Source organism: Planococcus sp. APC 3900, assembly GCF_030407735.1.
Classification (GTDB): Bacteria; Bacillota; Bacilli; order Bacillales_A; family Planococcaceae; genus Planococcus; species Planococcus notacanthi.
Map to the genome: position 1 here is coordinate 71980 of NZ_JASDCT010000004.1, position 17657 is coordinate 89636.

The 17657-nt window shown below is 49.8% G+C and carries 20 protein-coding genes; 12 read left to right on the plus strand and 8 right to left on the minus strand.

Annotated features, from left to right (window positions below):
* Positions 1–3: 3 nt before the first annotated feature.
* Genes nagB through QMA04_RS09440 form a run of 4 tightly spaced genes read left to right on the plus strand, consistent with a single transcriptional unit; the run spans position 4 to position 2519 of the window.
* A complete protein-coding gene (gene nagB, locus QMA04_RS09425) occupies positions 4–744 on the plus strand; it encodes a glucosamine-6-phosphate deaminase (RefSeq protein WP_290185360.1) in 741 nt (246 codons plus the stop codon).
* A 5-nt stretch (positions 745–749) separates the two neighbouring features.
* Positions 750–1472 (plus strand): GntR family transcriptional regulator, encoded by a 723-nt coding sequence (locus QMA04_RS09430; protein ID WP_290185362.1) that lies wholly within the window; start codon positions 750–752, stop codon positions 1470–1472.
* A gap of 19 nt (positions 1473–1491) precedes the next feature.
* Positions 1492–1761: a phosphocarrier protein HPr gene (locus QMA04_RS09435; protein ID WP_191716388.1), complete on the plus strand. Its 270-nt coding sequence runs from the start codon at positions 1492–1494 to the stop codon at positions 1759–1761.
* Between the two features lie 23 nt (positions 1762–1784).
* The gene (locus tag QMA04_RS09440; protein WP_290185364.1) at positions 1785–2519 is read left to right on the plus strand and encodes an SIS domain-containing protein; all 735 of its coding nucleotides are present in this window, start codon (positions 1785–1787) and stop codon (positions 2517–2519) included.
* Between the two features lie 195 nt (positions 2520–2714).
* On the opposite strand, the gene QMA04_RS09445 is transcribed toward QMA04_RS09440, so the two are convergent.
* The 4 genes from QMA04_RS09445 to QMA04_RS09460 all read right to left on the minus strand — a co-directional run bounded on the left by QMA04_RS09445 (position 2715) and on the right by QMA04_RS09460 (position 7324).
* A complete protein-coding gene (locus QMA04_RS09445; protein WP_290185366.1) occupies positions 2715–4037 on the minus strand; it encodes a CitMHS family transporter in 1323 nt (440 codons plus the stop codon).
* A 178-nt stretch (positions 4038–4215) separates the two neighbouring features.
* Positions 4216–4923: a response regulator gene (locus QMA04_RS09450; protein ID WP_191716385.1), complete on the minus strand. Its 708-nt coding sequence runs from the start codon at positions 4921–4923 to the stop codon at positions 4216–4218.
* Complete coding sequence (locus QMA04_RS09455; protein ID WP_290185369.1) at positions 4920–6569, minus strand: ATP-binding protein; 1650 nt, start codon at positions 6567–6569, stop codon at positions 4920–4922. Before QMA04_RS09455 ends, QMA04_RS09450 begins: the two co-directional genes overlap by 4 nt.
* A 161-nt stretch (positions 6570–6730) precedes the next feature.
* Complete coding sequence (locus QMA04_RS09460; RefSeq protein WP_290185371.1) at positions 6731–7324, minus strand: YdhK family protein; 594 nt, start codon at positions 7322–7324, stop codon at positions 6731–6733.
* A gap of 135 nt (positions 7325–7459) precedes the next feature.
* Between QMA04_RS09460 and QMA04_RS09465 the strand changes: the two genes are divergently transcribed.
* The 3 genes from QMA04_RS09465 to QMA04_RS09475 are packed head-to-tail and all read left to right on the plus strand — an operon-like array spanning position 7460 to position 10517.
* A complete protein-coding gene (locus QMA04_RS09465; protein ID WP_290185372.1) occupies positions 7460–8437 on the plus strand; it encodes a F510_1955 family glycosylhydrolase in 978 nt (325 codons plus the stop codon).
* Between the two features lie 30 nt (positions 8438–8467).
* Positions 8468–9856 carry a sensor histidine kinase gene (locus QMA04_RS09470; protein WP_290185374.1) on the plus strand — a complete coding sequence of 463 codons (1389 nt, stop codon included), beginning with the start codon at positions 8468–8470 and terminating at the stop codon, positions 9854–9856.
* Complete coding sequence (locus tag QMA04_RS09475; RefSeq protein ID WP_203341172.1) at positions 9849–10517, plus strand: response regulator transcription factor; 669 nt, start codon at positions 9849–9851, stop codon at positions 10515–10517. Before QMA04_RS09470 ends, QMA04_RS09475 begins: the two co-directional genes overlap by 8 nt.
* Positions 10518–10588: 71 nt before the next feature.
* Here the strand turns inward: QMA04_RS09475 and QMA04_RS09480 are convergent, their stop codons facing one another.
* The 4 genes from QMA04_RS09480 to QMA04_RS09495 form a co-directional block, all read right to left on the minus strand.
* Positions 10589–12067, minus strand: a complete 1479-nt coding sequence (locus tag QMA04_RS09480; RefSeq protein ID WP_290185375.1) for a phytoene desaturase family protein — start codon at positions 12065–12067, stop codon at positions 10589–10591.
* A gap of 105 nt (positions 12068–12172) precedes the next feature.
* Positions 12173–12499 carry a four-helix bundle copper-binding protein gene (locus QMA04_RS09485; protein WP_191716379.1) on the minus strand — a complete coding sequence of 109 codons (327 nt, stop codon included), beginning with the start codon at positions 12497–12499 and terminating at the stop codon, positions 12173–12175.
* A gap of 100 nt (positions 12500–12599) precedes the next feature.
* Entirely contained in the window at positions 12600–12854 is a 255-nt protein-coding gene (locus QMA04_RS09490; RefSeq protein ID WP_191716378.1) for an SHOCT domain-containing protein, read from the minus strand.
* Positions 12855–12883: 29 nt separating this feature from the next.
* Positions 12884–13126: an SHOCT domain-containing protein gene (locus QMA04_RS09495; protein WP_290185376.1), complete on the minus strand. Its 243-nt coding sequence runs from the start codon at positions 13124–13126 to the stop codon at positions 12884–12886.
* Positions 13127–13304: 178 nt separating this feature from the next.
* Here QMA04_RS09495 and QMA04_RS09500 point away from each other — a divergent pair, with 178 nt between their 5' ends.
* From QMA04_RS09500 to QMA04_RS09520, 5 genes are all read left to right on the plus strand, one after another.
* Entirely contained in the window at positions 13305–13844 is a 540-nt protein-coding gene (locus QMA04_RS09500) for a GNAT family N-acetyltransferase (RefSeq protein ID WP_290185378.1), read from the plus strand.
* A 366-nt stretch (positions 13845–14210) separates the two neighbouring features.
* Entirely contained in the window at positions 14211–14936 is a 726-nt protein-coding gene (locus QMA04_RS09505; RefSeq protein WP_290185379.1) for an ABC transporter ATP-binding protein, read from the plus strand.
* Positions 14933–15955, plus strand: coding sequence for an ABC transporter permease (locus QMA04_RS09510; RefSeq protein ID WP_290185380.1), 1023 nt, complete (start codon positions 14933–14935; stop codon positions 15953–15955). Before QMA04_RS09505 ends, QMA04_RS09510 begins: the two co-directional genes overlap by 4 nt.
* A gap of 642 nt (positions 15956–16597) precedes the next feature.
* Positions 16598–16882, plus strand: a complete 285-nt coding sequence (locus tag QMA04_RS09515; protein ID WP_191716373.1) for a DUF5316 domain-containing protein — start codon at positions 16598–16600, stop codon at positions 16880–16882.
* Positions 16883–16900: 18 nt separating this feature from the next.
* A complete protein-coding gene (locus QMA04_RS09520; protein ID WP_290185382.1) occupies positions 16901–17653 on the plus strand; it encodes a class I SAM-dependent methyltransferase in 753 nt (250 codons plus the stop codon).
* The last annotated feature ends 4 nt before the right edge of the window (positions 17654–17657 follow it).

Genomic DNA, 17657 nt, shown 5'->3' on the forward strand with positions numbered 1-17657 from the left:
GTGATGAAACTGATACGAGTCGAAAACTACGAAGAGATGAGCAGCAAGGCGGCGCAATTGGTGGAACAACAGATCCGGGACAATCCCCGTTCGGTGCTGGGGCTTGCAACTGGGTCGACTCCGCTCGGCCTTTATGAAAAGCTGATTGAAGGCGTTCGGGAACGCGGCATTTCCTACCGGGATGTCCAAACGTTCAATTTAGATGAATACCGTGGCCTGTCTGGTGAACACCCAAACAGTTATCGCCATTTTATGAATGACAAATTGTTTCAATCCATCGATATTCAGCTGAAAAATACCTACGTTCCAAACGGCAAAGCGTTGCCGGTCGAAGAAGAATGCCGCCGTTACGAAGCATTGATTGATGAACTCGGTCCGCCTCATCTGCAGATTCTTGGCATGGGGACAAACGGCCATATTGGTTTTAATGAGCCAGGCACGCCGGAAACGAGCCGGACTCATTGCGTCAAGCTTGAACAGTCGACGCGCAACAGCAATGCGCGATTTTTCAGCGACCGCGATGAAGTGCCGACGCACGCCATTACAATGGGCATCGAGTCGATCTTAAAAAGTGAAAAAGTTCTCCTGTTGGCTTCGGGCAAAAAGAAAGCACAGGCAGTCAAACGTTTTCTGGAAGGGCGCGTCAGCAAAGATTTTCCGGCTTCATTTTTATGGAAGCACAGCGATGTTACACTGATTGTAGACCGGGAAGCATACGGGCTCGTGAAGGCTGAAGAGGAGTGATCGCTGTGCTGGACAAACAATCGCCGATTCCCATTTACATTCAAATAGAAGAACAGTTGAAACAGCAGATCCAGCAAGGGGATTTCCCGATTGGCACCACGATTCCTTCTGAACGTGAACTGACTGAACGTTTTGACGTCAGCCGCATGACGGTGCGCCAGGCCATCACCAATCTCGTCAATGACGGCTTATTGTACCGTGAAAAAGGGCGTGGCACATTTGTGGCATCACCGAAAGTCGAGCAGCCGCTGAATGGTTTGACGAGCTTCACGGAGGATATGATGGCGCGCGGTATGGTCCCGAGCAGCAAGATGATTAACTTTGAGATTCTGGAGCCGGAATCCGACATTTCGGCCGCTCTGCAAATGGCACAAGGGGATGAGGTCTATTTCGTCGAACGCATTCGCTTTGCCGACGACAAGCCAATGGCTATTGAACGCACCTATTTGCCGGTCAAACAGTTTCCGGACCTGCACCAGGATTCGTTCAAAGGTTCGCTGTATGCTATGATCGAGAAAGACCAGCAACTGACCATCAGCCGCGCCACTCAACGGATGGAAGCGGGCTTGGTGAAAAAAGAAGATGCTGATCTGCTGCAAATCAAACCGCCGGCAGCCATCCTGATGATTGAACGCATCAGCTATCTCGCGGGTGAAATGCCATTCGAAGTGGTCCGCAGCACCTATCGTGCCGACCGCTACAAATTTACGACCGACATACAAAGATAACAAAAGAGGAGAAATGGACATGATTGAAAAAAGCTATACCATCACAAGCGACGAAGGTCTTCATGCACGCCCGGCTTCAAAATTGGTAGGAGCGGTATCCCCGTTTTCTTCAGACGTCAAAATGGTTTATAAGGAAAGAGAAGTAAACCTGAAATCCATCATGGGCGTCATGTCACTTGGCGTTTCCAAAGGCAACAGCATCACTATCACAGCTGACGGCAGCGACGAAGAATCGTTGATGGCCAAAGTCGACGAATTGATCGTGGCTGAAGGACTTGGACAAGCGTAAGCAGCTAGACTGGAGCTGATCGGATGTTAAGCAGTTATTTCAAACAAGTACAGGAACGTCTGGAGCTTGTCGAGAAAAATGAAGCAAAGGCGATGCTTGAAGCAGCCGGGAAAGTGGCATCTGCCATTCAGTCCGGCGGCATCATCCAATTGTTCGGCTGCGGGCATTCGCATATTCTGGCGGAGGAAGTGTTTTACCGCGCCGGTGGTTTGGTGCCGATCAAGCCGATTTTTGTGGAACCGTTGATGCTGCACGAAGGCGCGGTCCAATCGTCGCAACTTGAGCGGCAAAGCGAGTATGCGGCAGGATTCCTGAAAGAACAGGACTTCCGCGCAGGCGATATAGTCTTTATCATCTCGACTTCCGGGCGCAACCCCGTGCCGGTGGATGTTGCATTGGCGGCGCGGGAAAAAGGGGCATTCGTCATCGGCCTGACGTCACTGGAGTATTCCGGTAACCAGCCTTCGCGCCACATAACAGGCCAACACCTGTTTAATGCAGTAGACCTGGTCATCGACAATCATTCCGTGGCAGGGGATGCGATCCTGTCATACGAAGGTGTCGACGTTCCATTCGGCCCGACTTCCACTGTCGTCGGAGCGGCCATACTGAACGGCATTTTCGCGGAAGCCATCAAGAAAATGGCTGATGCGGGCTTTGAACCGCCCATTTTCCGGAGCGGCAATATCGACGGAGCGGACGAACATAACACGCAAATGATCAAGAAATACCACGAACGGATTCCATTGCTTTCCTGATCGTTTTTAGTGCACGGCAGAGATTTTCTGCCGTGCTTTTTTTTGTGCGATTAGGGCTGAACGTGCGTAAATCTGTTTGAGCGTGCGCAAAAGTCGCTGGGCGTGCGTATATATCCATATTCTGCAAACAACCAAAGAAATCCACATCAAAAAGCCAGCCACAGGTCCACTGTGGCTGGCTCTTAAACTATTTCCTTACACAACGCCAATCAAAATCGAAATTCCAAGCAAGACGATACTGAATCCCCACATGATTGGAAGCGAATAACGGATATGGCGCCCCATTTCGAGTCCGGCCAATCCAAGAGCCAGCCAAAGAGCTGGAGAAAACGGGCTGACGAATGTGCCGATGATATTGCCGATCATCATGGCATAGGCAGCCGACAAGGATGAGACGCCGAATTCAGTAACCACTTGTTCCACAATCGGGAATAAAGCGAAGTAATAAGCATCAGTACTAAGCAATAAATCAAAAGGTACACCCAAAAATCCGATGATGATGTGAAGATACGGAATGACGAAGGCGGGCAGGATTTTCACCAGATCATTGGCGATTGAATCCAGCATCAAGGTGCCGTTCAAAATACCAAGGAACGAACCGGCTGCCAAAATGATGGCGGCCATCAACAATGCGTTTGGTGCATGGTCTTTGATTCGGTCCATCTGGTCTTTCATATTCGGGTAGTTCAATGGCAAAGCCAAGCTGACACCAATCATAAAGGCAAAGCCGGCAGGGATGATGCCCCAAACCAAAATGCCGATGACGGCAATGGCCAAAAGAGTATTGACCCAAAGCAATTTCGGACGGCGAAGAGATGCGGCTTTCAATGAAGCTTCATCTTGCGCCCCTTTAACAAGGGGTTGTGCTTCTTCATAAAGTTCTTCGTTAAAATCTCCGCGTTTGGCAATCAAGCGCTTTTCACGGATGGCCAATAAAACAGCCAATCCAATCAACAACACCAACCCAATCACCTGGACTTTGATCAACGGACGCCATAATTCGGTAACATCAACGCCCAGCACAGCTGCCGTACGGCCAAGGGGGCCGCCCCAAGGCAGCATGTTCATGATACTGGCGGAAGTACCGACCAATAGCAGCAACAAGTAAGGGTTCATTTTCAAGCGTTTATACAATGGCAATAAAGCAGGGATGGTGATCAGGAATGTCGAAGCGCCTGATCCATCAAGTTGTGCGACTGCTGCAATCAGCACAGTTCCGACTGCCACTGCAATGACATTTCCACGTGATACCGCAATCATTTTATTGATCAGCGGGTCGAACAAGCCGACATCCTGCATGATGCCGAAAAACAGAATCGCGAAGATGAACATGATGACAACGCTCATCACTGATTCAATGCCACTGTTGAAGAAATCGCCGATTTCAGCAAAGCTGAAGCCCGCTACAAAAGCAGCAACAATCGGCACAAGAACAAGCGCGACGATCGGTGTAATTTTATTGCTGATCAACAATCCGACAATGACAACGATGGTCAATAATCCAATAAGACTTAACATAAGAATTCCTCCCTGTAGATAAAAGACTAAAATGAAGGAGGAATTGTAAACGCATACAAAATCGCATTTTGTGTAAAATCCCTCTGCTTCTAAGTTATTGTTCTTAACTTAGCACAGAGGGATTTGAAAAATAAGATTATTCAATTAAGCAAACTAAAGAGCATTAAGGTGGTTTTGATCATTTTGTCCACGGAATATAACGTCTTTCGGGCCTGCCGATTTCTCCGTAATTCAATTGTGCTTTTGCTTCGCCGATGGAAACGAGATGTTCCAAGTAACGCCGGGCAGTGGAACGGCTGACGCCCACCGCTTTTCCAGTCTCCATGGCGTTGAGGCCTTCCGGGGCGGAGGATTGCAGAATTTCGATGACGCCGACCAAGGTCAGCTGGTCAATGCCTTTAGGCAAATGCCCATCAGCCGTCTCGGAAAGAACGGCAATAGGTTCGATGCCAATCAGCCTGTCGATGTCCGTCTGTTCCAGTTCTTGCCGGGAAGCAAGCAATGCTTTTTGTTCGCCGAAGCGCAATAGTGCTTGTTCAAAACGGGAAAAATCCACCGGCTTGACGAGGTAATCGAAAATGCCGCAGCGCAGCGCTTCTTCAATTGTGGCCGTATCCTTGGCAGCCGACAGCATCATCACGTCAACAGCGTGGAAACTGTGCCGGATTTCCTGAAGCAGTTCCAGCCCCTTGCGGTCAGGAATAAAAACGTCCAGTAAAATCAAATCCGGCAGCTGTCCGCAACTTTGCAGGAACGCCATCGCTTCATCGCCTGTTTTGGCGACGCCATCGACTTGGTAGCCAGCGACCTGCTCCACAAGCTGGCGATTGATTTCGGCAACGCGGAAATCGTCTTCAATAATCAGTACATGAAGCATCTGTCTCATAACGCATTCTCCTTTTTCGGTAATGAAACGACAAAGCAGGCTCCGCCGAGTTCACTTTCCTCTGCATGCAATTCACCGCCGGCACCGGCAATAAGCTGTCTCGTGGTATTTAGCCCATAACCGCGGTCTGGGCCGCTTTTCGATGAAAAGCCCTTGTCGAATAATTGTTGCTCTTGCCCATCCGGAATTCCCGGTCCCGAATCATCGATTTCCAGTAAGATATCATCTCCGACGTCCGTGAAATAGAGGCTGATTTGCTTTCTGTCCGGCGAACATTCCTTCACTGCGTCAAGTGCATTGTCGATCAGATTGCCGATAGCGGTCAGCAATGCACGGCTTTGCTGTTCCGACAAAGGTGTCTGCAGCCGGCTATCCGGGTCAATCGTGAGTTGGACCTGCTGTTCGCTTGCTTGATTGAGCTTGCCGATCAGAATGCCACTGATCAATGGATCGTTAACTTTGTCGATGACTTGCTGGATCCATTCCTGCTGAATGTCATTTTCCATCCGAATAAAATCAAGGACTTCCTCCTTTTTATTCAAATGGACCAGCCCTGAAATGGTGTAGAGCTTATTGGAAAACTCATGGGTTTGTGCGCGCAGTGCGTTGGCGTATTGCTTGATATGTGACAGCTCTTTTGTCAGCCGGTCGATTTCGGTTTTATTGCGGAAAGTGGAAACGGCGCCGACCAGCGTATCTTCATAATAAATCGGACCTGAGTTGACGTAGACCGCATAGCTTCCATAGACCTCTTCCTGATCAAAATGGCTCATCCGGGTTTTCAGAATATCCGGCAAATCGGAAGTGGGGAGGACTTGCCGAATGGGCTGGCCAATGAGTTTGTCCCCATCCCGTTCGTTGCCGAACAACAATTGCTGCGCCATCTGATTGAGCAAGGTAATCCTTCCGGTATCGTCCACGGCGATGATGCCTTCGTGTGTCGACTGCAGGATGGTCTCTTTCTGAAACAGCAGACGCGAGATTTCCTCAGGTTCCAGGCCATGCAGTTTCCGTTTAATGTAGGTGGCGATGGCAATCGCAACAATAATGCCAACTAGCCCAATGATCAACAGCATCAGCCATAACTCATGGTTGTAGTCGCCGATCAGCGTCTGGATGTCTTTAGCGAGAAACCCAACGGACACGACACCGATAATGTCATCTCCTGAGTAAATCGGCACTTTCGCGCGCAGTGAATTGCCAAGCGTTCCAGTAGCCTCAGAAACGTAGGATTCACCATTGTTCAGTGCTCGTTCATTGTCTTCGCCGACCATCTTTTTGCCGATCTGTTCAGGATTGGGGTGCGAGTAGCGGATTTCGTCCCTGTTTCCGACCACGATAAATTCAGCCGCGGTTGACTGCTGAACTGGGGAAACAAGCGGCTGAATAATCGCCGCGGGATCTTGCGTTTTAAAAGCCTCCGCAATATCGGGATTGAGCGCCACGCTTTCGGCTACGCTCAGGGCCTGTTCGCCCATCTGAGCTTCCAGCGTATCGGTGATGAAGTGATTGAGGAAAATGCCAATGACCAAAACGATCGACAAAATCAGCAGAGCGATCAATCCGATCATCTTCATTTTTAAATTTATGGTATCTTTCGGCTGAAAAGGCCGCTTTTGAATATCAGCTTTGTGAAATCGGATCATGGTGAAAAGCTCCTTCATACAGATGTGCTTTTTGTAATAATACCATATGTGGAAAGCGGGGGATCCATGCTTCTTCCAGGCGGAAATCTGGTTCAGTGGAATAAATGCTCGTTCATCAATGAAAAAAGCATCCTCCGCGAAAAATGCAGAGGATGCTGGCTTTATTCAGCGGATAATTCGCTTTCAGTAACCCATTTATGGTTTGTGACGTCTTCATCGGTGTCAGTTGTTTTAAAGTCGACCATGTAGACGGTAGTTGTTTCTGCCGAATCGATCGTGGCCGTGGCGCCGTCCATGCCTTCCATATGATCGGCGGCAATCACCGCTTCATCACCTGGAGAAAGGGGGGCGTCTCCGGGATTCTTCAGTTCTTCATGAATCACCCATTTATGGTTTTCGACCGGTTCGCCGCCTGACGTCGGTGTGAAACTCAACGCGTAGACGGTCGTGTCGTATGCACCGGAGATGGTCGCTTGAGCGCCGTCCATTCCAGGCATATGATCCGCACTTATGATAGCTTGGCTGCCAACAGGAAATGTCGGATTCTCAGCTTCGGCCAGTCCTTCCGGCACTTCACCGGAACTGGAATGATCCATTCCGCCGTGCCCCATCTCTTCGTCCATTTCTTCATTCATCTCGATTTGGTTGTCGGGATCTGCCGGGTTCACTGCGTTTTCCGCCGGTTCATTGCAGGCCGCCAATGTGACAGCTGTCAAAGCGGACATCGTCATCAGGAGAAAGTTGTTTTTCTTCATGTGAATCCCTCTTTCATGTGTTTGGTCTTTACACTGTACCCAAAAAATATGCAAATGCTGTGCAGAATCTGCACAAAAAATCAAAACTTTTCTTGTACAATGAATCCAGATGGGAAGACGAAAGGAATGAGCGGAATGAACAGAAAATGGTTTGCAGCTCCTTTGCTGGCAGGCCTGTTGCTTGCAGGATGTGGAGAAGCCGAAGAACCGGAAGAGTCAAACCCGGAGACGACAACCAACAGCGAGACGGAGACGAATGAAACAGCCGAAACCACGGAGGATTTTGAAGTAGCTTTTGATGGCCGCATGGATCATGTCCACGGTATGGGTTATATTGAAAATGAAGAGGGCCTTTATTTTGCCTCGCATCACGGGTTGAAGATTTACCGGGACGGAAAATGGCTGGAAACCAGTGACCATCTCCATGATTACATGGGCTTTAATGCAGTGGATGACGGCTTTTATACATCAGGCCACCCGGGTCCCGGATCGATGATGCAAAATCCGATCGGCATCCAGCGCAGCAAGGACGGCGGCCGGTCGCTCAATCACATGGGCTTTGAAGGAGAAACGGATTTTCATGGCATGGCGGCCGGCTACCGCAGCCACCACTTGTTTGTTATGAATCCGCAGGAAAATTCACAGATGGGACCAGGGTATTTCCGCAGTGAAGACGAAGGAGAGAACTGGCAACAGGTAAGCGGAACAGGGCTTGAAGGCGAGGTTTCTTCTTTTGCGATGCATCCGAGCGATTCGCAATTGATTGCCGCTGCGACCACTGAAGGGATCTTCCTGTCGAAAGACGGTGGGGAAAGCTTCACCCGGCTGACGGAAGATGGAATCTACGGAACCGCGGTTTTCTTCTATGAGGAAGCGTTGTATTACGCAACATATGGCACACAAGCGGAGCTCATCCAGTATACTTGGGAAAAGGATGAAGAACAGGCGTTTGAACTGCCGGATATGCCGGAAGATGGCATCCTCTATATTGCTCAAAACCCGTCGGATACTGATGAAATAGCCATCTACACAGCTGCGGGGCATGCTTTTATTTCTGAAGATGGCGGAGGTGCCTGGAAGCAGATCCTGAATGCTGGACAAGTTGAAGAATAACAGAAATTTCCTTGATTGGCGGAGGTCCACATGTTCAATAAATTATCCTTGAAAATCGGCTTGTTGTTTTTTGGTTTTATTTTAATCATCGAAGCGCTTTTATTTTCAACGCTTTATTTCACGTTGGTCAATGAACGCGTTGACGAAGTGATGGAGAATTTATTGGCGCGCGGTGAGACACACAGCGATGTGCTGGAGGATAGTTTTGAAGAGATGACGTTAACCCATGTCGGCATTATGGAATCGGCCTCTGATTTTATTGTCGTCATTACCGATGTTTCGGGTGAAATTCTAGTCAATTCCGATGCGTTGGAACCGGAAATGGTGGAAGTGCTCGAGCATACCGATTTCGAAGAGGTGCCTGTCGACGGAGCCATCATCGAGGAAGACTGGCAGGACAAGCGCTATATCGCGACGGACAGTCCCATTACGATAGACGGCCGCCATGAAGGGCATGTCTTTATGTTTGCGCCAACCACCAACATCGAGCGCATCATTGGCCATCTGAAAAACCAATTTCTGTGGATTGGCATGATTACAGTGGTCTTGACCATCATCACCATCCTGCTGCTGTCGCGGTTCATCACGCTGCCGCTGATCCGTATGAAGGAAGCGACGGAGCAATTGAGCCAGGGCAACAACCGGGTGGATCTGACAAATGAACGAAATGATGAGCTCGGGGAATTGGCGAACGCCATCACCAAATTGTCGACGGACCTCGATCACCTGAAAAATGCCCGCAATGAATTCCTGTCGAGCATTTCACATGAATTGCGGACACCACTGACTTATATCAAGGGCTATGCAGATATTCTGGACCGTCCGGACACGACAGAGCGGGAACGCGAAGAATACATGGGCATCATCCGTGAAGAAGCCGCTCATTTAACGGTGCTGGTCGGAAATCTATTCGACTTGGCAAAGCTGGACCGCAATCAATTCGCCATTGAGCAGAACGACGTTTCGATTGCAGCATTGTTGAAGTCGGTGGCGCTGTTGGTTAAACCAGCTTTTGACGAACAGCAAATTTCATTGTCCGTTAATTGCGGGGAAGATATCCAGGCCTTTATTGATTCTGAACGCATTCAACAGGTGTTGTTGAACATACTCGACAACGCCCGCAAACATTCAAGTGCGGGTGGCCATGTAGATGTGGAATGCTGTGAAGAAGGGGATGGCATCGCTATTCGAGTCAGTGACGAAGGCCAGGGAATTCCCCAGGAAGAGCTGCCCTTTGTCTTTGACCGGTTGTACCGCGTAGAAAAATCACGGTCACGTGAACGTGGAGGATCGGGGCTGGGGTTGGCAATCGCCAAAGAAATCGTCGAGTCGCATGGCGGCAGAATCCGCATTGATAGCCAATTGAACAAAGGGACCGCTGTTACGATCCGGCTGAAAAGGGGTGGAAATCATTCATAAAGTATTATTGGTCGATGACGAAAAACGGATGCTCGATCTGGTGGCGCTGTATTTGCGGCCATATGATTACCGTTGCGTCAAAGCAGACAGCGGCAAACAGGCACTCGAGCTGTTGAATAAAGAAGCCTTCGATTTGGTGCTGCTGGATATCATGATGCCGGATATGGACGGCTGGGAAGTGTGCCGCGAAATCCGCAAATTCTCCAATGTGCCGATCATCATGCTGACTGCCCGTGAGCAGCAAGAAGACATCGTTAAAGGGCTTCGGCTTGGAGCGGACGATTACATGACGAAGCCTTTTGGAGAAGAGGAATTGCTGGCGCGGATGGAAGCTCTGCTGCGCCGCAGCGCCCCGCCAAAGCGCATTGAATTGGACGGCTTGGTCTGGGAAGAAGAGGGTTTCGAGTTGAGCTTTAACCACCAGCCGATCCGCCTGACACCTAAAGAGTTTTCCATGCTCGGCCTGTTGATGAAAAACCCGAATAAAGTATTCGAGCGGGACCGCTTGCTCGAATTAGTGTGGGGCTTTGACTCGGAAACGGAAGGCCGTACAGTGGATTCTCATGTCCGCAACGTTCGAGAGAAAATTCGTCAGGCCGGCTTTCCAATCGACGACCATTTCCAGACAGTGTGGGGCATCGGTTATAAATGGATCAATTAGAAAACCGCTGTTGGGAAACTCTCGACAGCGGTTTTCATTGTGCCTTTGGGCTGGTTCGTGCTTCAACTGCCTTACACCAATCGTTCACCCGATACCGACCGTGCTGCATGAATCCCGCTGGCAGCCGCGCCTATGGTTCCGCCGCCAGGGAAAATATGATCGCCGCAGACATACAGGTTCGGCAAACCGGAATGATGCGAAATGGAATTGAACAATGCCGCATCCAAAGTTTGCGGGAAGCCCCCGACGAAACCATTCGGACGTCCTGCAAAACGTTCCCACGCTTTAGGCGCGCCGCTTTCCATATGGACGATGGCTTCCCGGAATTCAGGGATGGCATCTTGGATGGCCTGGAGCATGCGCTCTGTTAAAACCGCACGCGTCTCTTCGTATTTTTCTTTGCCAATCCACTGGTCTGTCCGCGAATGCGTAGAAATCGTCACGGTCTGAAAACCTTCAGGCGCACGCAATTCATCGCCGGGAACCGAGGAGGACATGAAAAAATGGCCGCCTTCTGCCAGCCCGTCACCTGTTGAAATCTGGCGGAAAGCCGGCAGCGGTTCTTTCAGCTTGGCCGAATCGACCGCCAGATACAGCGTCAGGGTCGCCCACGTCTCGCCGGCAATGCCGTCGCGCAACGAAACTTTCAGTTTAGAAACCAGCTCCGGCGCCAAAATCTTCGGCAATTGCTGGATCGGCACATTCAAGATGACATCCGTTGCTTCATAGACATTGCCGCGATGATCGGTTGCCATCCACAAGTTGCCTTTCCGTTCCAACTTCTCCAGCGTCCGCCGCTTTTTCAGGACACCGCCATTGTCTTTCAGGCTGTCGCCCATCAATTCGGAAAAACGGTATAAGCCGCCGGGCACATAATAGGCCCCTTCATGGTAAATATCAAGCGCCACTGCCGCCAATAAATACGCCACATCTTCGCTGCCGGTCTGCATGCTGTCGATCAGCAGGCCGTCGAGCATATGGCGAAACTCCTGCAAGTCACCAAGTCCATGCTTTTTCAGCCGATGGCCTAGAGTTTGATTAAAGAAAGGCAGAAGCTTGACGTGTTTTGGGCGTATGGATTTTGCCAGAAATGCCCATTCGGCCGCCGTTGAAGGAGGCAGGGCAGGGAGCGGGTCCATCAAGGTACGCACAATGGCCGCAGTCTGGTAGATTTCCTTATAGAATGTATGAATCTGATCGCTGTATTCAGGGAAATGTGCCGCAATGCCGTCGACATGGCGTACGCGGTCTTTATGGAACACAAACGTTGCTTCTGGATGGACCATTTCCATGACTTGCTCAAGCGGTTCGATGGCCATCGGTTTGCCGAGAAACCGGAAGACCCGCTCGTGGATGCCTCCCGGTTCAATGCCCATGCCAAGCGTGGCACCGGCAGGAAATAAATACTTATGGCGCTTGAATTTCCCTGCACAGCCCCCGAGTTCCGAAGAAGCTTCGAGCAGCGTCACCGGCCATCCCGCTTTTGCGAGCAACGAACCCGCCGTTAATCCACCGATGCCGGCGCCTATCACCAATACTGTTCGAGCCATCCGAATCCACTCCTTTGGTTCCATTATGTCGAAAAACCCCTATTCCTGCCATCATAAAAGCCCGGCTGCCGGGAATCTCCCAGCAGCCGGGTTTTCAGTAAAAGATTAAGCTACGCTGCGGCAAGCTTCTGCACATTTCTTGCAGGCCTCCGCACATTTTTGGCAGTGGTCATGATCGTGTTTCGCACATTCATCGCCGCATGCTTCACAAATGGCTGCGCAAGCTTGTGCCAACTCAGCAACGAATGGAGAGTTGCGGGTAATGGCGTGTTCCAGATACGCACAAATATCTGCACATTCCCGGTCCAAGCGAATGCATTGCGCCATCATCTTCACATCGTCTTCCTGTAAGCACGCGTCAAAACAGTGGTTGCACGCTGCTGCGCAATCGTGCAAGGTTTTAATCAGTTCTGCATGTTGTTCATGTGCCATCAATAAAACCTCCAGTTTCAGATTTTGTTGCTTCTCTTTTTGATTTCCCTTTCACTTGCTAATTAAACGGAAATCGAGAAACTCCACAAAAACTGCACAATCAGTTTTTTGGCGGCCCTTTTAAATCACGCAGTTGTTCATTGTATTCTTCCTTGGTGATTTCGCCGTTGATATAGCTCTGATGCAGCGCATCAACCGCTCGGTTCGGTCCGCTTGGCTCTGTACTGGCTGATTTTTTGCGTGCTTTAAGCAACGTCAGCCAAAGCAATGTTCCGATTCCGGCTAACAGAACGATAAATCCAACAGCGATGGTTACGCCAAGTGCCGGGTTGCCCGGCGTGAAAAACTCTCCCATGGTCTCCAACTTCCTTTCTGTAACAGACGTTATGGTTTGGTGGATTGTTTCTCCAACTCTTTCATGCGTTTCCGATATTCTTCTTCGCTGATTTCGCCATTGGCATACTGTTCCGCCAGCAGCTTGGATTGCTTATTCTGTGGCGGCAGAATGTCGCGTGGCATGCTTTTGCGGCTCGTGTAGATGACCAAGCCGATAAACGCCATCACCAGAAACATCAAGAATAAAAACATCCACAAGTATAACGGAATTCCGGGGTCGACGGTTTCCATACTCTTCACGCTCCTCCCTGAAATAAAGTCACGCTTTGTTCTCTATTCATTTTACACGTTTCACCATGTGAATAAGAGCACAAATCTACAAATTAGGTTTTTCCTGCGCAAAAAATTACGGATGGAAAATTCTGATAGGTATGCTACGATGGTCTACATATAAAAAGGAGGCACCGCCATGTTCATACATAAAATTGACGAAGACCTGTCCCTCAAACTTCAGGAAATGCGGGATGCCGAACGTATTTTCGAACTAACCGATGCCTCGCGGGACTATTTGAAAGAGTGGCTGCCGTGGCTCGATTTCACCACTAAATTGCAGGATACTCAAGACTTCATCAAGTCCGGCAGCAGCAACTTTGTTGAAGGAAAAAGCCTGGGCGCAGTGATTCTCTATCAAGGGGAAATCGTCGGAATCGCAGGTTTCAACAACATCAACCATGCCAACAAGACAGCCTACATCGGCTACTGGCTGGGCCATGAATACCAAGGAAATGGCATCATGACCCGCGTCGCCAAAGCCTTGACCGATTATGCGCTGAAAGATCTCCAGTTGAATAAAGTCGAGATCCGTGCAGCAGTCGACAACCACAAAAGCCGCAGCATTCCTGAACGCCTCGGCTATACCGAAGAAGGCACCATCCGACAAGCCGAATGGCTGTACGACCACTATGTTGACCATGTGGTGTATGGGATGTTGGCCTCTGAATGGGAATAGGAAAAGCGAGGGCGGCCGTTTAGCTCTGCCGGGTGGACGATCTGGCGAAGCGGCTCGAGGAGCTGGCTGCGGAGTCTGGACAAGGAAAAGCGGAGGCGGCCGTTTAGCTCCGACAAGCGCTGGAGGCCTTGCCGGTAATGGCGTTTCTTCAGCCATTTCTGGAAAGGCTGAAGCGACTCGAGGAGCTGGCTGCCGGAGTCTGGACAAAGAAAAGCAGAGGCGCCCGTTCTGTGCTGATGATTCTTATACACTTCCATTACCCTATTACCCAAAAGCAAAGCAGCAAACCCGCTGCTTTGCTTTTTTAAAAATGAGCGTAGAATACAAAGTATCAACAGGTTTTTATTCTGACTGGAGGGAATGCATATGGACACCAGCATCTCCATCAATAAACTCAGCAAAACCTATGGGAAAACGGCAGTGCTCAAAGAAGTCGACCTGCAAGTTGCAGGCGGCGAGATTTTCGGATTGATCGGTCCATCGGGTTCGGGGAAAACCACTTTGGTGAAGATGATTGTCGGCATCGATTCACCGAGCGGCGGTATGGTAGAGGTGCTCGGCAAACAGGTGCCCAATTTGTCGTTGCTCCAAGACATCGGCTACATGGCGCAATCCGACGCTTTGTATCCGGAACTGACGGGCAGGGAAAACCTGCGTTTTTTCGCTTCACTTTACAAAATGAAACAGGCAGTGCTGAAAGAACGCCTCGCCTATGCAGCGGATTTGGTCCAGTTGACTGATGAACTTGGCAAGAAAGTAGCTGCTTATTCGGGAGGCATGAAGCGCCGATTGTCGCTGGCTATCGCTTTGGTCCACGATCCGCAAATTTTGATTCTGGACGAGCCGACTGTCGGCATCGATCCGGAACTTCGATTGTCGATTTGGAACGAATTGATGCTTTTGAAACGCCAGCAGGGAAAAACCATCATTGTAACAACGCATGTTATGGATGAAGCGGAAAAATGCGATCGCATCGCCATGGTTCGTGAAGGCGGAATCCTGGCAACTGGCACGCCGGACGAATTAAAGGCTGCATATGGAGCAGTTGATTTGGAAGGCGTCTTTCTGCAGGCAGGAAGGGGTGCGCAATGAGAATTTTGGCACTGATTAAACGGATCATGCTGCAGCTGCTGCGCGACAAGCGGACAATGGCACTACTGTTTTTTGCGCCGCTCATCGTCCTGACCCTGATGTATTTCTTTTTCAACGGCGATAATGAAAACCCGCGGCTTGGCGTTGTCGGCGGCACTGAGCTGCTCACCGTTGCTTTGGAAAATGCGTCGATCGATGTGGTTCCCTATAGTGAAGCCGATAGTCAAACCGTCGTCGAAGATGGATTGGACGGCTTGCTGGAAGTAAACGATGGCGGTTTTGAGGTGACATTGGAAAACAATGACCCAGGCACATCACGGGCTTTATTGATGCAGGTGACACAAGCTGCCGCTATGCAAGGGGGAGCGGGAGTCTCTGCAAGCATTGAAGCGGAATATATTTATGGAGATGAGGAGACGGAATTCTTTGATGTTCTCGGACCGATACTTGTGGGCTTTTTCGTTTTCTTTTTCGTCTTCTTGATTTCGGGAATCGGTTTGTTGAAAGAACGGGTGTCCGGCACCTTGGAGCGATTGCTGGCGACGCCAATCCGGCGCTGGGAAATCGTTTTCGCCTATTTGATCGGTTTCGGGATTTTCGCCATCATCCAAACCATCATTGTGGTGTTTTATTCCATTCGGGTTTTGGAGATGGTCATGGTCGGCCAAGTGTGGCACGTCATCGTGATAAATCTTATGCTGGCGTTGGTGGCCTTGTCGCTCGGCATTTTGCTGTCGACTTTTGCATCCTCCGAATTCCAAATGGTCCAGTTCATCCCGATTGTCGTCGTTCCACAAATCTTCTTCGCCGGCATCATCCCGCTCGAAGGCATGGCAGATTGGCTGCAGAACATCAGCCGCATCATGCCGCTGTACTATGCGGCCGATGCCTTGAAAGCCATCATGTACAGAGGGGAAGGGTTGGCGGATGTTTCCAGCAATTTGCTGGCACTCGCTACTTTTGCAGCGGTTTTCATCTTCCTGAACATCATCGCTTTAAAGCGGTACCGCAAATTATGAAATCAAAGCAAGCTGTTCGCTGCGGCGGGCGGCTTTTGCGATTCTTTAGGTTAAGCAGCCGGCTTCAGGAGAACAGTGATTTGAAGTGGTTGATCGCAGTTCGCGCAGGCGGACTGCATCATTTTTCGGGCTTGAACGGGGTTGGAATTCTTGGGGCTTGTAGGGAGCTGGATAGTTGAGGTAGCAGGGGCGGGTAATGAGGTTGAAACGTGGAGTGTTCATGTAGGGGTGTGGAATTCATGTAGAGAGTCGACTAGTTCAGGTAGCGGGATGAATTAGTGAGGTAGAAACCCCAGCTAGTCATGTAGCAACTTGGAGTGTTCATGTAGAGGTGTGGAATTCGTGTAGAGAGTCGACTAGTTCATGTAGCCGGTTGAATTAGTGAGGTAGAAACCCTATATAGGCATGTAGCAACGCGCTATGTTCAGGTAGAAAGACAAAACCCCTGTAAGAACCTGAATAGCTCATGTAGCCGGCTGAAATAGTCATGTAGAAACTTCAAATCACCTTCTAACAACTCATCCGCTCGAGCCAGGATTCAAAAATCCTCGCTAACAGCTACCTCTATCGGGTGACATTTGATAAAATTGATGTGCAGGGAAGTTTTAACCATCCACAGCAGCTAAAGGAGAGAGCAATAGCATGAAATACTTTTTAACTGGAACAGTCATCGCTTTGATCGGCGTGTTGGTGGCCTATTTGATGAACGATTGGTCACTGGTCTACATCATCAGCGGCATCGTTGCAGGCGTTGCATTAATTTGGGGCGTCTTGGCATTGGGCACCGGCAAAAATAAGTCCACAAGAACAACAAGTTCAGAAAAACGCCGCGAAAAGCAGCAGCGCGTAACGAAAATGAGAAATTGGGTATTGTTGGCTGTACCAAATATCATCGCAGTCATTGTTAACTTATTTGTGATTTCATAAAGCGGATGGGGTGATGGGTTGTTAGGGTATTACAGCAGGTTGTCGTCAGAAGTCTATGACCTCGATAAGCCGATCGGCAGTTCGTTCGGGGACATCGAATATTATTTGGAGCGGCTCGCTTCCTGCAACGGACGCATTCTGGAGCCGGCGACAGGAACGGGTCGCATGCTCGTGCCCATGCTGGAAAAAGGCTTCCAGGTGGACGGCTTTGATTTATCCGAGGAAACGCTGGATACGTGCCGTGCCAATTGCAAAGCGCGGGGGCTGGAGCCGAAATTGTTCAATGCCAAAATGGAGTCGTTCTCGATTGATGCAAAGTATGCAGCTATTGTCATTCCGACAGGGACCTTCCTGTTGCTTTATGAACGCGAGGCATCGGTGCAGGCGTTGCACAATTTCCATCACCATTTGGAAGCAGGCGGGCGATTGATTGTCGATTTGCATGTGCCTTCAAACATCGAACTGGAGAAAACGTCGACGCGGACGTGGCAAGCTGCGAACGGCGACACGCTGACAGTGGAAAGCAAGAAAATCGAAGTGGACTGGATCCGGCAATACTTCGTTTCGCAAGGGCGATACGAACGTTGGCGTGAAGGACGGCTTGTCGAGATAGAACTTGAACGTTACCCGATGCGTTGGTACGGAGTTGAGGAATTCAAAGCGATTCTGGAGAAAGTCGGTTTCAACAACATCAGCATCTCATCAGGCTATCAATTTGGCCAGTACCCGAAAAATGCAGATTCCATCATCACTTTTGAAGCAATAAAATAGAAAA

What these genes read in the sequence shown, in the direction of transcription:
- QMA04_RS09455 (WP_290185369.1), bottom strand. Translation starts at nt 6,569, where the DNA reads ATGATCCGATTTCACAAAGCTGATATTCAAAAGCGGCCTTTTCAGCCG.
- QMA04_RS09500 (WP_290185378.1), top strand. Translation starts at nt 13,305, where the DNA reads ATGTTCATACATAAAATTGACGAAGACCTGTCCCTCAAACTTCAGGAA.
- QMA04_RS09465 (WP_290185372.1), top strand. Translation starts at nt 7,460, where the DNA reads ATGAACAGAAAATGGTTTGCAGCTCCTTTGCTGGCAGGCCTGTTGCTT.
- QMA04_RS09485 (WP_191716379.1), bottom strand. Translation starts at nt 12,499, where the DNA reads ATGGCACATGAACAACATGCAGAACTGATTAAAACCTTGCACGATTGC.
- QMA04_RS09495 (WP_290185376.1), bottom strand. Translation starts at nt 13,126, where the DNA reads ATGGAAACCGTCGACCCCGGAATTCCGTTATACTTGTGGATGTTTTTA.
- QMA04_RS09440 (WP_290185364.1), top strand. Translation starts at nt 1,785, where the DNA reads ATGTTAAGCAGTTATTTCAAACAAGTACAGGAACGTCTGGAGCTTGTC.
- QMA04_RS09505 (WP_290185379.1), top strand. Translation starts at nt 14,211, where the DNA reads ATGGACACCAGCATCTCCATCAATAAACTCAGCAAAACCTATGGGAAA.
- QMA04_RS09510 (WP_290185380.1), top strand. Translation starts at nt 14,933, where the DNA reads ATGAGAATTTTGGCACTGATTAAACGGATCATGCTGCAGCTGCTGCGC.
- QMA04_RS09480 (WP_290185375.1), bottom strand. Translation starts at nt 12,067, where the DNA reads ATGGCTCGAACAGTATTGGTGATAGGCGCCGGCATCGGTGGATTAACG.
- QMA04_RS09515 (WP_191716373.1), top strand. Translation starts at nt 16,598, where the DNA reads ATGAAATACTTTTTAACTGGAACAGTCATCGCTTTGATCGGCGTGTTG.
- QMA04_RS09460 (WP_290185371.1), bottom strand. Translation starts at nt 7,324, where the DNA reads ATGAAGAAAAACAACTTTCTCCTGATGACGATGTCCGCTTTGACAGCT.
- QMA04_RS09490 (WP_191716378.1), bottom strand. Translation starts at nt 12,854, where the DNA reads ATGGGAGAGTTTTTCACGCCGGGCAACCCGGCACTTGGCGTAACCATC.
- nagB (WP_290185360.1), top strand. Translation starts at nt 4, where the DNA reads ATGAAACTGATACGAGTCGAAAACTACGAAGAGATGAGCAGCAAGGCG.
- QMA04_RS09435 (WP_191716388.1), top strand. Translation starts at nt 1,492, where the DNA reads ATGATTGAAAAAAGCTATACCATCACAAGCGACGAAGGTCTTCATGCA.
- QMA04_RS09450 (WP_191716385.1), bottom strand. Translation starts at nt 4,923, where the DNA reads ATGAGACAGATGCTTCATGTACTGATTATTGAAGACGATTTCCGCGTT.
- QMA04_RS09470 (WP_290185374.1), top strand. Translation starts at nt 8,468, where the DNA reads ATGTTCAATAAATTATCCTTGAAAATCGGCTTGTTGTTTTTTGGTTTT.
- QMA04_RS09445 (WP_290185366.1), bottom strand. Translation starts at nt 4,037, where the DNA reads ATGTTAAGTCTTATTGGATTATTGACCATCGTTGTCATTGTCGGATTG.